Origin of the sequence: Acinetobacter indicus, from assembly GCF_009914475.1 — a bacterium.
Classification (GTDB): Bacteria; Pseudomonadota; Gammaproteobacteria; order Pseudomonadales; family Moraxellaceae; genus Acinetobacter; species Acinetobacter indicus.
Genome location: NZ_CP045198.1, coordinates 1,009,373 through 1,022,952, shown reverse-complemented (window position 1 = coordinate 1,022,952; position 13,580 = coordinate 1,009,373). Strand labels below are relative to the sequence as shown.

12 protein-coding genes are annotated in these 13,580 nt (G+C 45.2%); 3 read left to right on the top strand and 9 right to left on the bottom strand.

The genetic code is table 11. The annotated features are described in order from the left end of the window. Positions 1–8 precede the first annotated feature (8 nt). On the bottom strand, positions 9–1,391 hold the full coding sequence (locus tag GA693_RS05360) for an amino acid permease (protein ID WP_016658082.1): 1,383 nt from the start codon (positions 1,389–1,391) through the stop codon (positions 9–11). A gap of 151 nt (positions 1,392–1,542) precedes the next feature. Next, complete coding sequence (hppD, locus tag GA693_RS05355; RefSeq protein ID WP_016658083.1) at positions 1,543–2,601, bottom strand: 4-hydroxyphenylpyruvate dioxygenase; 1,059 nt, start codon at positions 2,599–2,601, stop codon at positions 1,543–1,545. A gap of 873 nt (positions 2,602–3,474) precedes the next feature. On the opposite strand from hppD, the gene GA693_RS05350 reads away from it, so the two are divergent. Both GA693_RS05350 and GA693_RS05345 read left to right on the top strand, forming a co-directional pair. Beyond that, complete coding sequence (locus tag GA693_RS05350) at positions 3,475–4,530, top strand: 3-deoxy-7-phosphoheptulonate synthase (RefSeq protein ID WP_104471376.1); 1,056 nt, start codon at positions 3,475–3,477, stop codon at positions 4,528–4,530. A gap of 253 nt (positions 4,531–4,783) precedes the next feature. Further along, positions 4,784–5,977, top strand: a complete 1,194-nt coding sequence (locus GA693_RS05345; RefSeq protein WP_045794791.1) for a PilT/PilU family type 4a pilus ATPase — start codon at positions 4,784–4,786, stop codon at positions 5,975–5,977. Positions 5,978–6,035: 58 nt separating this feature from the next. Here the strand turns inward: GA693_RS05345 and GA693_RS05340 are convergent, their stop codons facing one another. The 5 genes from GA693_RS05340 to GA693_RS05320 form a co-directional block, all read right to left on the bottom strand. Then, complete coding sequence (locus GA693_RS05340) at positions 6,036–7,217, bottom strand: MFS transporter (RefSeq protein ID WP_160241281.1); 1,182 nt, start codon at positions 7,215–7,217, stop codon at positions 6,036–6,038. 255 nt (positions 7,218–7,472) lie between these two features. Continuing rightward, positions 7,473–7,847: a glycine cleavage system protein GcvH gene (gene gcvH, locus GA693_RS05335; RefSeq protein ID WP_005178176.1), complete on the bottom strand. Its 375-nt coding sequence runs from the start codon at positions 7,845–7,847 to the stop codon at positions 7,473–7,475. 68 nt (positions 7,848–7,915) lie between these two features. Then, positions 7,916–8,944: a helix-turn-helix transcriptional regulator gene (locus tag GA693_RS05330; protein ID WP_005178175.1), complete on the bottom strand. Its 1,029-nt coding sequence runs from the start codon at positions 8,942–8,944 to the stop codon at positions 7,916–7,918. A gap of 103 nt (positions 8,945–9,047) precedes the next feature. Beyond that, positions 9,048–9,497 (bottom strand): MaoC family dehydratase, encoded by a 450-nt coding sequence (locus GA693_RS05325; RefSeq protein WP_016658087.1) that lies wholly within the window; start codon positions 9,495–9,497, stop codon positions 9,048–9,050. 1 nt (position 9,498) lies between these two features. Continuing rightward, a complete protein-coding gene (locus tag GA693_RS05320) occupies positions 9,499–11,352 on the bottom strand; it encodes an ABC transporter ATP-binding protein (RefSeq protein WP_005178171.1) in 1,854 nt (617 codons plus the stop codon). Between the two features lie 29 nt (positions 11,353–11,381). Here GA693_RS05320 and GA693_RS05315 point away from each other — a divergent pair, with 29 nt between their 5' ends. Next, positions 11,382–11,546 carry a hypothetical protein gene (locus GA693_RS05315; RefSeq protein ID WP_155757083.1) on the top strand — a complete coding sequence of 55 codons (165 nt, stop codon included), beginning with the start codon at positions 11,382–11,384 and terminating at the stop codon, positions 11,544–11,546. Between the two features lie 84 nt (positions 11,547–11,630). Here GA693_RS05315 and GA693_RS05310 read toward each other — a convergent pair whose 3' ends face one another. Both GA693_RS05310 and GA693_RS05305 read right to left on the bottom strand, forming a co-directional pair. Further along, positions 11,631–11,993 (bottom strand): NirD/YgiW/YdeI family stress tolerance protein, encoded by a 363-nt coding sequence (locus GA693_RS05310; RefSeq protein WP_075166578.1) that lies wholly within the window; start codon positions 11,991–11,993, stop codon positions 11,631–11,633. 204 nt (positions 11,994–12,197) lie between these two features. Then, positions 12,198–13,436 carry a mechanosensitive ion channel family protein gene (locus GA693_RS05305; RefSeq protein WP_160241282.1) on the bottom strand — a complete coding sequence of 413 codons (1,239 nt, stop codon included), beginning with the start codon at positions 13,434–13,436 and terminating at the stop codon, positions 12,198–12,200. Positions 13,437–13,580: the final 144 nt, after the last annotated feature.

Here is a 13,580-nt window from a genome sequence, read left to right as displayed (position 1 = left end):
TTCCTGAATTAATAGCTTTTGGCTTTGATGAGCGCAGGATCGCGCGCCAGTTTTTTCTGTTTAAGGTAATAGGCCAGCGATAACAGGCCAATCCATACCGGCAGCAGACCGACCGCAATACGCATTGATGGGGTCTGGCTCATAATCACCAAGATACCGAGCATAAAGGCAATACACAGGTAATTGGTAAACGGATAGGCAATACTTGGGAACAGGGTTTGCTGTTGCTGCGCCAGCATCTGACGTTTAAATTTCAGATGGGTATAGGAAATCACCACCCAGTTAATCACAATGGCTGCCACCACCAGCATCATCAACAGGCTGAACGCCGTTTCTGGAAACAGGTAATTCAGTAGCACACAGAGCAGGGTGAAAAAGGCCGAAACCATCACCGCATTTACCGGAATACCGCGTGAATTGATTTTGCTTAAAAACTTCGGCGCATTGCCTTGTTCCGCAAGACCTAAAAGCATACGGCTGGTACAGTAGTTGGTGCTGTTATAGACCGACACCGCCGCAGTCAAGATCACGAAATTCAGCACGGTAGCAACGCCTTGACTGCCCAAAGAATCAAACATCATCACGAACGGGCTGCCGCCTTGTGCCATCTGGTTCCATGGATATAAGGCCAGAATAATCAGCAGGGTTAAAATGTAGAATAATAAAACCCGGTATACGATCTGATTGACCGCTTTCGGTAAGGTCTTTTTCGGGTTGTCAGTTTCTGCTGCGGCAATACCGACCAGCTCAATACCGCCAAAGGCAAACATGATCATGGCCATTGCCATCACCAGGCCCATCACACCATTGGGGAAAAAGCCGCCAAGTTCCCATAAATTGCTTAAATGCGCCTGTGGACCGCCCGTGCCTGAGGCCAGCAGATAGCTCCCAAACGCAATCATGGCGACAATCGCCAGCACTTTAATAATCGCCAGCCAGAATTCCATTTCGCCGAACAGTTTGACATGCAGCAGGTTAATCACATTAATAAAAATAAAGAAGCCCAGTGCCGAGACCCAGGTCGGAATCTCCGGCCACCAGTAATGGATATACAGGCCAATGGCACTCAGTTCGGCCATACACACCAGCACATTCAGTACCCAGTAATTCCAGCCCGACATAAAGCCGGCAAACTTGCCCCAGTATTTATAGGCAAAATGACTAAAAGAACCGCTGACCGGTTCTTCGACTATCATTTCACCCAGTTGACGCATCATTAAAAATGCAATCAGGCCAGCAATGGCATAACCCAGAATGACCGACGGGCCGGCCAGTTTAATGGTCTGGGAGATGCCGAGGAATAATCCGGTGCCAATTGAGCCACCGAGGGCAATGAGCTGGATATGCCGGTTGCTCAAGCCCTTATGTAGTTTGCCATCATGTTGTTGCATCTTTTATCATCCATGTAAAATCGACATCACTGTGTTGTTATTGTTTTGGCGCAGGTGATGTGATTGCTTAAATTTAAACATGCGTCGCCCCTGACACATGCCAAATCGCATGTGCAAGAGCGGCGTTGTCGGGATTTAGAACACCTGAAAATCAGGCAGAGACGTCAAGCACGCCACGTTTAATCTGGTCACGCTCAATCGATTCGAACAGGGCTTTGAAGTTTCCTTCGCCAAAGCCATCATCTGCTTTACGTTGAATAAATTCGAAGAACACCGGGCCAATCATATTTTCCGAGAAAATCTGTAGCAGCAGGCGTTTTTCACCATCTTTGGTATTGCCATCCAGCAAAATGCCACGCTGTTGCAGCTCTGCAGTCGGTTCGCCATGTTCCGGTAAACGTTCTGCCAGCATTTCATAATAGGTTGCCGGTGGTGGAGTCATAAACTTGGCGCCCAAGGCCTTGAGCTTGTCCCAGGTCGCTAGCAGGTCATCGGTTGAGAAGGCAATATGCTGAATGCCTTCGCCGTTAAATTCCGACAGGAACTCGGCAATTTGTCCGTTACCTTTGTCCGAGTCTTCATTCAGTGGAATACGGATTTTGCCATCTGGTGCAGTCAGCGCTTTTGAGGTCAGGCCGGTGTATTCACCTTTAATATCAAAGTAGCGGATTTCCTGAAAATTAAAGATTTTTTCATAGAAATTGGCCCAGTACTGCATCCGGCCTTTGTAGACATTATGGGTTAAATGGTCAATTTCTTTTAAACCGGTACCCACCGGGCGCGGATCAACGCCTTCAAAGAACTCGAAATCCTGCTGATAGATATCGCAGTCGACCAGAAAGATCGGTGAGCCACCAATGCCTTTAATCGCTGGAATATTCAGTTCCATAGGACCAATCACGTTTTTGATTGGTTCGGCACCGAGTTCGAGCGCTTTCTGATAGGCACGGGTTGCATTTTTGGTCTTAAAGCCCATGGCACAGGCCGATGGACCATGCTCATTAAAGAAATACGATGCATAGGATTCTGGCTGATAGTTCAGAATGATATTGATGTCGCCCTGACGCCATAAGTAGACATTTTTGGATTTGTGCTTAGCCACTTGGGTAAAACCGAGCGTTTGAAAAACTGAATCCAGAGCGCCATTTTCCGAGACAAACTCAATAAATTCAAATCCGCATAGCTCTAAAGGGTTAGCTAAGTTGTGCATGTTCCATCCTCATGTATGGTGAGCAATCCAATTGCTTCACTTGTTGTTTTTGCAGGAATTTCCTGAAATCAGGGAGTTCCAGATGAAAATATCTTAGCAAGAGTTAATCTTTGTTCAATACGTAATATGATTACGCATTTCGTAACTTATAACTCAAATCAGGCTTAATGATAAATTAAAGTAATGATATTTATAAAATATTGTTTTGTGTTTTATTGGTGAATAGAAAGAAATATAATTGTAACTTTTTGTAAAAATGGTGGGTGGGCTATGATTTTTAATGAATTAGTTAATGATTTTAAAAGGTTTTTAATGGTGGTGTTTTGACTGTAAATATCCAATAGAAGGTAATTTTAATGCGGATAATTTTTTATCCAAAAGTAATTTGAGTCTTTCGACGTGATTTAACCCGGAAGATAGGAGATCAATTGGAGGAAAGCTGTATTTTACTAAATGTGAAAGGAAATCCGGAAGAATGCTAAAAAACATCCAGAAAACTATTGTCAAAGCTGGAAATAGCGCGTATTTTATTTTTCAGACACATACTTTTTTGAAGAAATAAAGATGTTAAAGCAACCTGTAATCTCAAACGCATACTATTACTTCTGGCAGTTTAGATAATTGCCTGAACGCGTTCGGGCAAAATAAGGTTGCCCACCAGTTGATACCTGATCGGCAACCCTGATCAGGTTTTTTTATATCTTGAATTTAATCAATCTTTTGGAGATTCTCATGCGTACATTTAACTATTCATACTTTAGCAACTTTTATTGGTTTTACTTTAGTCAAGCTATGACCAACCTGACCTGTATTAGACCCATATCGCTCAAATAAAAGTTCGGACTGTCAAACCACAGTCCAAAGGAAGAATCAATGAACGCTTTAAATACTGCATTACAACAATCCTCAGCCAAAGAAACAATTTTAAGCTTACCTTATCAGCTCAAGGCGCAATTGCCGCTTTCTGGCGCGTTGGCACAGCAAATTGCCGAGCAGCGTCAAACCATTCAGAATATTCTTAACGGTACCGATTCACGTTTGCTGGTGATTACCGGCCCATGCTCCATCCATGATCCTGCGGCAGCACTGGAATACGCACAAAAATTACAACAACTGCAAAGCCAGGTGGCAGACCAGATTTTCCTGGTAATGCGTGCCTATATTGAAAAACCGCGCACCACGGTTGGCTGGAAAGGCTTCTTATACGATCCAGAATTAAACGGTTCATCCAATATGCAATTGGGACTGGAAAAGTCACGTGAACTGTACTTGCAAATTATTGAAATGGGGCTGCCTATTGCCTCGGAAATTCTAAGCCCGATGGCAACGGCCTACTTTGACGATTTACTGGCCTGGGGTGCGATTGGCGCGCGTACCAGTGAATCTCAGATTCACCGTGAAATTTCTAGCCACATGCCGTACAGCATTGGCTTCAAAAATGGTACCGATGGTTCGGTACAAATTGCTTTAGACGCAATTCAATCGGCTTCACATCCGCATCAGTTCTTAGGCATGAGCCAGCAAGGTTTACCGTGTATTTTAGAATCACAGGGCAACCCGAAAGCACATCTGATTTTACGTGGCGCCAATATTGGCCCGAACTACCAGCTGGCTGAAATTGAAAAAATCAAAGCCAAAGTCAAAGGCGAGATGCCAGCGCTGGTGATTGATTGCAGTCATGGCAACAGCAGTAAAAATCCGTTATTACAACCAGAGGTGTTAAAAACCATTGTGGCAGAGCGTGCACAGACTCAGGTTCGCGGTGTCATGCTGGAAAGTCATCTGGTCGATGGACAACAGAAAATCTCGGATCAGATGACCTATGGCCAGTCCGTGACCGATGGCTGTTTAGGCTGGAACAAGACTGAACAGTTACTGTTTCAGGTCGCACAAGAACTGGTCTTACGACCGTTAAAACGTAGTGCTTAAACTGCAATTGTATTGAATGAATAGCCCCTGAACCTCAGGGGCTTATTTTTTATCAGCACCTTAAAATTAAAATAGAAAAGTTTGATGAAATTGGCAGATTATCTTGAATTTTTTGAATAAGTTGAAATTTTTATTGATTGTGAAATCAGGATGATTGATGCAATATCGACAACATGCTCAGCGCTGCCAATCGGTTGAATACCGGCGCGTTGGGGCCAAAAATGATGACAGAACAGATAGTGAATAATTGATGATGTACAGTGCAGAATTACTCGAAGATGCGCGTAAATTTATGTTTCATATGCTCAGCAAAGTGGTTGAGTTTGGGGGATCAGATTTATTTATTACCGCGGATTTTCCACCGAGCATTAAACATCAGGGCATGATGAAAGCGCTGGGACAACAGGCGCTGACCGCAGAAAAAACCAAGCTGTTCGCCTACAGCCTCATGAATGAAAAACAGCGTAGCGAGTTTGAAACTGATCTGGAATGCAACTTTGCCATTAGTGTGCCGGAGGTATCGCGTTTTCGGGTCAATGTGTTTCAACAGCAGCTGCATGTAGGGATGGTGATTCGAACCATTAGCGCGGAAATTCCAAACTTTAGCCAGCTGAAACTGCCGGAATCGCTGAAGCATATTATTATGGAAAAGCGTGGTCTGGTGCTGGTGGTGGGGGGAACCGGTTCAGGTAAATCGACCTCTTTGGCGGCGATGATTGATCATCGTAATGAAAATTCAGCCGGGCATATTATTACCGTGGAAGACCCGGTGGAATATGTGCACAAGCATAAGAAGTCAATGATTACCCATCGCGAAGTCGGGGTCGACAGCCATTCCTGGCACAATGCGCTGAAAAATACCTTGCGTCAGGCACCGGATGTAATTTTAATTGGCGAGATTCGTGATACCGAAACCATGGAACACGCGATTGCCTTTGCCGAAACCGGGCATTTATGTTTGGGCACCTTGCATGCCAATAACGCCAACCAGACGCTGGACAGGATTATCAACTTTTTCCCGGAAGAACGCCGTAACCAGTTGCTGATGGATCTGTCGTCCAATATGAAGGCCATTATTTCCCAGCGTCTGGTGCGTACCGAAGATGGTAAAGGCCGCCGTGCGGCAGTCGAGATTATGCTGAATACGCCGCTGATTTCTGAACTGATTTTAAAAGGCCAGTTCCATGAGTTAAAGTCGATTATGGGCAAATCGCGTGAACTGGGCATGCAGACGTTTGATCAGGCTCTATTTGATTTGTATAACGAAGGCGCGATTTCCTATGAAGAAGCAATTCGTAATGCCGATTCGATGAATGAATTGCGCTTACAGATTAAATTGAAAAGTAACCGGCCAAGCGAAGCTTCGGCAGCTATGAGCTTTAGCATGCTGGAAGAGCCAAAACCGGAAGATGAAGATACGGAATCTGCTCCTCAACAGAGTGCTTAAGCTGCAATTTATCTAGCATCACTTAAAAAATAAAACGCCCAATTTGGGCGTTTTTTATTTAGGCCGTGGCTGGGTGATTAACCACAAACTTATAAAAGAGCAGACTCGACAACACCACCCCGGCACAGACCAGATAGGTGATGCTATAGCCTTGCCAGCTAATCAGTAAGCCGACCAGTAGCGAACCGAGGGCAATCCCAATATCGTAGCAGGTGAAGAAAGTTGAGGTGGCATGGCCAATCCGCGATTTAGGCGCGCGCTGAATCGCCAAGGTTTGTAAACATGGTTGCAAGGTGCCGAATCCCATCCCAATAAAGATCGCAGAGACCATAAAACTGACCACACCCTGCATCTGGCTGAGCAATGCCAGACCTGCGGCAAACATTAAGATTGAAGGATAAATCACATAGCGCGGACCATAACGGTCATAAATTTTCCCGGTAATCGGGCGCAGGCTCATCATGGAAATAGCAAACACAATAAAGAACATGCTGGCATAACTGAGCAGGTCTTTTTCTTCGGCATAGGTGGAAATAAAAGACATGATGCTGGCATAGGAAAAGGCCACCAGCATCGCCATCACTGAAACCGTTAAGGCTTTTTTTTCCATAAAGTCATGCAGCGACAGCTTACGGCGAACAGTTTCAGCAGTCGCATTTTTTTCTGGCTCACGTAGCGGAATCATAAAACAGAAGGCAAAGCCCAGGCTGATAATCACCGCCAGCACAGTCGCGATAATGCTATAGGACCAGGTCTGGATTAAGGAAATGCCCAGCAAAGGTCCGAGGACAATCCCTAAATTCACCGACATGACAAAATAGCCCATGCCTTCGCCTTTACGTTGCTCCGGAATAAAGTCATTGGCAATTGGCACAGTAACGGTGGTTAAAATACTGAACCAGATACCATGAATAAAACGGATGATCAGCAGCAGGGTCAGGTTGTCAGCAAAAATATAGGCAAAAGACAGCAGGCAGAACATGCTTTCGGACAGGAACAAGGTCTTTTTACGGCCCAGCTTTTCAATAATCAACCCGCTAAATGGCCGCACCAGAATAGAGGACACCATAAACAGGGTCATGGCCAGACCGGCCTGCGCCAGTGAACCGTTCAGCTCATTCAGGATGTAAATTGGCAGAATGGTGGTCTGGGCAAAATAGAAAATAAACAGAAACAGGTTATTGGAAAAACACAGAAGAAAAGGTTTGTTCCATAAAGGCTGTGACGCGGTGTTTGACATATTAAACCTTTGTGCTGGGATCAATAGGGCGTTTGTTGTTGTGCTGATCTGCCGCTATTGATATATGGGAGAGACAAGGCCTATCTTAAATTATTTTATGGTAAAAATATAGTATTGCTATAATTTATGTAAATTTTAATGTTATTTAATAAATTTAATTAATAAAATTATCTTATTGTGATAATTATATTCATTTAATGGGGTTTTGAGCTAAAAAAATCAGCCCGTAGGCTGATCTTCTTGCAAGATTATTTTTTATAAGCCGGCTTCATATTCGCTGCTTGAAAGCAGTTTTTCGACATCGGCCAGGTTGTCTGGCTTGATTTTATAAATCCAGCCTTTGCCATACGGCTCATCATTCACAAAATCCGGGTCATCTTCCAGCGCCGGGTTAATTTCAACCACTGTGCCGGATACTGGCGCGTGAATGTCAGACGCAGTTTTTACGGATTCCACCACGCCGGCCTGTTCACCCGCGGTTACTTGCTGGCCCACTTCAGGTGCTTCGACATAGACCAGATCGCCCAGTGCATCTTGAGCATGATCAGAAATACCTGTAACAACAAGATCACCTTCAATGCGTACCCATTCGTGTGTACGTGCATATTTCAGTTCTGAAGGGTGATTCATGATGACTCCTTAACTATTTAAATCATTTTTGGCATGTTTATACATGCTTTTGCAGAAAAACAAAAGTTTTATAAATACGGATCTTTACGCCAGTTGCTTGGACTGCGGCCACTCCAGCGCTTAAAGGCGCGGCTAAAATTGGCGACATCGCTATAACCCAGTTCATCGGCAATCTGTTCCAGGGTGTAATCGGTACGTGACAGCAGCGAGGTGGCATGCCGGTAACGGACTTCATCAACCAGGGTAGAAAAAGAGGTGCCTTCGGCTGCCAGCTGGCGTTTCAGGGTGCGATCTGACATATGCAGCTGGTCGGCGACATGCTCGATACTTAAATAATGCTGTTCGGAATTGGTCAGAATATCGCGCACGCGCATCGACAGGCGGCGCCGTTCACCCAAGGCAGAAAGTTCGGCTTCGCACTGGTTAATGGCAATCTGGCTGGCAATAGGATCGGCATGAATCATTTTCAGCCCCAAATACTGCTTGTCAAAACTCAAGATCAGATAGGGCTGGTCAAAACGGAAACTGTGATTCGGGAATTTGGCTGCATATTTTTCAAAGCCCAGCGGTTCCGGGAAATCAAAATCGACTTCACCAGAAAGATGCTCCATGCCGGTAATGGCTTTGGCCATGGTGATCATGCCAATAATCAGTGCAATCGCAATTTCGGTTCTGAGCGGTTCCAGATCAATTTCACCTTGCAGCTGCAGGGTGGCTTTTTCACCAAAGGTAGAGAAAAACAGCTGTAAAAAGGGCATCCGCAGCTGAATAAAGCGGTTGGCCAGCATTAAAGCATCACTAATATCATTGGCAGTCATAATCGCATAGCCGATAAAGCCATGAATCGAGATGCGCATTTGCGTGCCTAAATGATAGCCCAGCGTCGATTCACCGGTGAGATACAGCGCATGTTTGACCATGTCATTGGCCATGCTGGTCGGAATCCGAAAGTCAGGATCGGCCAGTTGTTCAGTGGTCAGATGGAAGGGAGCAAAAAAGGTTTCAGCGTTATATCCCCAACGGGAAACAACATCCAGAATAAGTAAGCCATAAACACCAGGAACACCCTGATCCTGACGCGGTAAAAGTGTTTTCATGCACGGTCCATTGCACTAATGAGTATTATTTTTTAAATTTGCTTGCCTATATTGGCATGAAAAAAACCGGAAAACTAGAAAAATTGTTTGACAAAATGACTGCTTAGGCCACCTGTGCATCCCGCCGGAACACCACAATTTTGGTGGTCGAAATCAGTAAAACTTCACCATGCTGGTTTAAGGCCTGTGTCACATAACTGACCAGACCACGGTCCAGCTTGGTTTTTGATGGACTGATGGCGGTAATTTCAACATCAACATGAATCAGGTCACCCGGACGGGTCGGACGCGGCCAGCGCAGACTGGATTCTGAACCAATCAGGCCATGTGCCACCGGAAAACATTCGGTCCATAAACGCATGGTTACCGCGGCAGTATGCCAGCCACTGGCAGCAATGCCTTGAAATACCGGATGCTGCGCGGCTTGCTGCACATCGGTATGGAAAATTTGTGGGTCATACAGGTGGGCAAACTGCTGAATTTCTTCTAAAGTCATTTCGTAGTCACGACTGACAAAGTGATCACCCACCTTCAAATCTTCCAGATACAACATATCAGGTTCCTTGTTTTTGCTTTAATTGTTGTTGCTCAATCAGAAAGCCACCAGTTTGGCGTTGCCACAGCTGAGCGTAAATTCCGTTCAGTGCCACCAGTTCATCATGCGTGCCTTGTTCGGCAATCTGACCCTGATCCAGCACAATCAGGCGATCCATCTGCGCAATGGTCGATAAACGGTGAGCAATCGCAATAACGGTTTTACCTTGCATCAGTTCATCCAGACTGGACTGAATTGCGGCTTCAACTTCAGAATCCAGCGCACTGGTGGCTTCATCCAGAATTAAAATGGGCGCATCTTTTAAGAATACCCGGGCAATCGCAATCCGCTGACGTTGTCCGCCCGACAGTTTCACGCCGCGTTCACCCACATAGGCTTCATAACCGCGTTTGCCACGTAAATCGGTCAGCTGCGGAATAAATTCTTCAGCCTTGGCTTTGGCCACTGCAGCATACATCTCTTCATCGCTGGCATCAGGGCGGCCATATTTAATATTTTCAGCCACGGTACGATGCAGCAGCGACGTGTCCTGTGTTACCAGCGCGATATTCTTACGCAGGCTGTCCTGGGTGACATCGACAATATCCTGACCATCAATCAGAATCCGGCCCTGATTAATCTGATAAAAATGCAGTAACAGCTGGATGAGGGTCGATTTCCCGGCACCGGAACGTCCGACAATCCCGATTTTTTCACCCGGACGGATGGTCAGGTTAAACTGCTCAATTACGTTTTTGTCATTATAGGCAAAGCTGACATTTTCAAATTTGATTTCACCTTGCGCGACATTCAAGGTTTTGGCATCCGGTTTATCTTCAATTGTGATCGGGCGGCCGAGGGTTTTCATCCCGTCTTGAATGGTACCGACATTTTCAAACAGCGCCGAGGTTTGCCACATCATAAATTCAGCAATGCTGTTCAGCTTGAGAATCATGGCGGTGGTGGCGGCAATAATGCCGAGTTCTGCCTGGCCATTCATCCATAACCACAGCGCCGTACCCAGCACACCGACATACAGCACAACCGTCAGCAGGTTAATGCTGATTTCATACTGTGCGCCCAAACGCATCTGCTTATAGACCGTGACCATAAATTCCTGCATGGATTCTTTGGCATACTGGCTTTCGCGGCCGGCATGGGCAAATAGTTTCACGGTCTGGATGTTGGTATAGGCATCGGTCACGCGGCCGGTCATGACGGCGCGGGCATCAGCCTGGCTATTGGAGATTCTGCTTAAACGTGGAATAAAATAACTGGCTGCGGCAATAAACAGGCCCAGCCATACCAGCAACGGGATAATCAGCATAGGTGAAATGGCGCCTAACACCACGCTGATGGTAATAAAGTAAATCACCACATAGGCCAGCATATCGCCCAGAATAATCCAGAATTCTCGTACCGCCAGCGCTGTTTGCATGACTTTGGCCGATAGCCGCCCGGCAAAATCATTATGGAAAAAATCCAGACTTTGACGCAGCAGTAAGTTGTGAAAACGCCAGCGCAGGCGCATCGGGAAATTACTATATAAAATCTGATGTTTGATAATGGATTGCAAACTAGCAAAGAAAATATTGGCCAGCAGGATAAAAGTCAGAATAGTCAGATTGGTTTGATGTTCGGCCAGAAAGGTATCTGGCTGACTTTGACTGAGCCAGTTCACCAGCTCGCCAATTTTGGCATAGAGCAGGGCTTCAAAACTTGCCGCACCTGCGGTACACAGCACCAATAGCAATAAGTACGGACGAACACCGCGCGCGGCCTGCCAGACAAAAGGAAAAAAACGGGTAGGTAGTGGTTTATTTAAACCTTTGGTGGGGTATGGATTAACCAGGCTCTCGAACCACTTAAACATACACAATGTCCTTTTGAGCAAGCAGATTGATGATCATCATTGGTATCGGCCATGCGGCTTGTACAGACGAAGAGCATGTTCTATTCAATGCGCTACTGATCACGATTACCGCTTGCGAGATAAACAACAGATTTATTGCCAAGAATACCCAGTTTAAAAGAAAAGTAAAACTTTTCAGGGCGGTGCTGCTTTAAAAACAGGCAGATAAATAAGGCTTTGCAGTTGAAAGAAACCTCATATTTTTTGCGAGCTTCGATCAGAAAATATCTGCCTGAAACTTACAGAATTTCAATCTCGACTACATCAATATCGGTTGGTTTATAACGGTGTGTATCCACTTCACCGACCACCCGGACTTTTTTACCCGGATTCAGCAATTGCGCCGGTGTCGCCAGATCATGATCAATTTCGACATGGATGATGCCGGTCTGATCCTGAAGCTGGTACATTTCATCTTTAATATGTTTATGAATAGTGCCATACACCGTAACTGGTGTTTCATCTGCGGCTTTCAGTGCCTGCGCAGTGGTCATAATATTTTTTGCTGCTTGCGCAATAATTTTCTGGTCATCATCCGCAAAGGCAGGAGCTGAAAGTGCAAGCAGAACACTGGCGAAGATTAACGGCATTTTAATTTTCATGCAGGATGTACCTCTTTCTTTTATAAGCTTAATTTCAGTATACGTAAAAACAGCGTGCTGCAATGCTGTGTCATTGTAAACATCAGCGGGCAGTGTTTAGGTAAGAAAGAACAGGGAAATGAGTCTGATACATTCGAAAGGGAAGATGAAAAAGAAAACCCACCAAGCGGTGGGTTCTCATGTGTTTAGTTTCAGTCTAAAAACTTAAGATGCTTTAAACGACTCTTTAAAATCGGTTCCAGATGGCGCCTGATACACCTGTAAACCAAACTCCGGAATAATTGCCAGTAAATGATCCATAATATCTGACTGGATATTTTCATACTCTTTCCAGACCGTGGTATTGGTAAAAGCATAAATCTCCAGTGGTAAGCCTTCGCTGGTCGGTTGTAGCTGACGCACCATCAGGGACTGGTTTTTGCTAATCCCCGGATGCTGCTGAAGATAAAACTCGACATAAGCACGGAACGTTCCCAGATTGGTCAGACGACGATGGTTGTACTGGGCATGGTTGTTCAGTTGCTGGTTAAATTTCTCCAGTTCTTCCGCTTTGGTATTTAAATACTGATCCAGCAAAATAAATTCTTTCAGCTTGGCCTGTTCCTCAGCGCTCATGAAATGCACGCTGCTCTGATCAATATGAATCGAGCGTTTAATCCGGCGTGCACCGGCTTCCTGCATACCGCGCCAGTTTTTAAAGGTGTCGGTAATTAATTTGTTGGTCGGAATGGTGGTAATGGTCTTGTCAAAGTTCTGTACTGTGACGGTATGTAATGACATATCAATGACATCACCATCGGCATTTAAAGATGGCATTTCAATCCAGTCCCCTAAACGCACCATGTCATAAGAGGCAATCTGTACCGAAGCCACCAGCGATAAAATCGTATTCTGGAACACCAGCATCAGCACCGCGGCCATGGCACCGAAACCGGCCAGCAAGGTGAATACATCTTTTTTCAGGAAGGTGCCCAGAATCATCAGACCGCAGACAATAAAGATAATCAGCTTGACCAGCTGCAAATAGCCCTTGATTGGTTTATTGCGTGACTTGGGATTGCGCTGGTAAATCAGGTTAAAGATATTCAGCAATTCGCCAATGGCCAGGGCAATGGTCAGGAAGATAAAGGCCTGCGCACCCATCTGTACAAAGGTGATGGCTTTATCGGACAAATGCGGAACGGTGGTAATCCCGTTCATGATTACAATCGCCGGCACAATATTGGCAATACGGCGGATGACGCTGTGTTCGGCAATAATTTCGTTGTGGGCAAAAGGAAGTTTGGAAATAAGCTTGCGAATGCCGCGTACCACCACCTGCTTGGCAATAAAATTGGCAATAATTGCCAATAAAATCACAATACTGAGAGATGACAGCATTTCTAGCCATGGGTATTGATCTATCCAGTCTTGCAGATTCTGGATGATGTCAAACTGTTCCAAGTGATCCTCGCTTAATTCATTTTAAAAATGTGATAGAGTTTAAAGGTTTATGTTTAAATTTATAACCTCTAATAAAATTTTTATACATATCCTGTGCATCTGCTTACGTTTAATCGGCTCTGAATCACATGAAACGGCCCATAA

What these genes read in the sequence shown, in the direction of transcription:
- GA693_RS05330 (WP_005178175.1), bottom strand. Translation starts at nt 8,944, where the DNA reads ATGAAAACACTTTTACCGCGTCAGGATCAGGGTGTTCCTGGTGTTTAT.
- GA693_RS05315 (WP_155757083.1), top strand. Translation starts at nt 11,382, where the DNA reads ATGATCATCATTGGTATCGGCCATGCGGCTTGTACAGACGAAGAGCAT.
- GA693_RS05345 (WP_045794791.1), top strand. Translation starts at nt 4,784, where the DNA reads ATGTACAGTGCAGAATTACTCGAAGATGCGCGTAAATTTATGTTTCAT.
- GA693_RS05320 (WP_005178171.1), bottom strand. Translation starts at nt 11,352, where the DNA reads ATGTTTAAGTGGTTCGAGAGCCTGGTTAATCCATACCCCACCAAAGGT.
- GA693_RS05325 (WP_016658087.1), bottom strand. Translation starts at nt 9,497, where the DNA reads ATGTTGTATCTGGAAGATTTGAAGGTGGGTGATCACTTTGTCAGTCGT.
- GA693_RS05360 (WP_016658082.1), bottom strand. Translation starts at nt 1,391, where the DNA reads ATGCAACAACATGATGGCAAACTACATAAGGGCTTGAGCAACCGGCAT.
- hppD (WP_016658083.1), bottom strand. Translation starts at nt 2,601, where the DNA reads ATGCACAACTTAGCTAACCCTTTAGAGCTATGCGGATTTGAATTTATT.
- GA693_RS05340 (WP_160241281.1), bottom strand. Translation starts at nt 7,217, where the DNA reads ATGTCAAACACCGCGTCACAGCCTTTATGGAACAAACCTTTTCTTCTG.
- GA693_RS05310 (WP_075166578.1), bottom strand. Translation starts at nt 11,993, where the DNA reads ATGAAAATTAAAATGCCGTTAATCTTCGCCAGTGTTCTGCTTGCACTT.
- gcvH (WP_005178176.1), bottom strand. Translation starts at nt 7,847, where the DNA reads ATGAATCACCCTTCAGAACTGAAATATGCACGTACACACGAATGGGTA.
- GA693_RS05350 (WP_104471376.1), top strand. Translation starts at nt 3,475, where the DNA reads ATGAACGCTTTAAATACTGCATTACAACAATCCTCAGCCAAAGAAACA.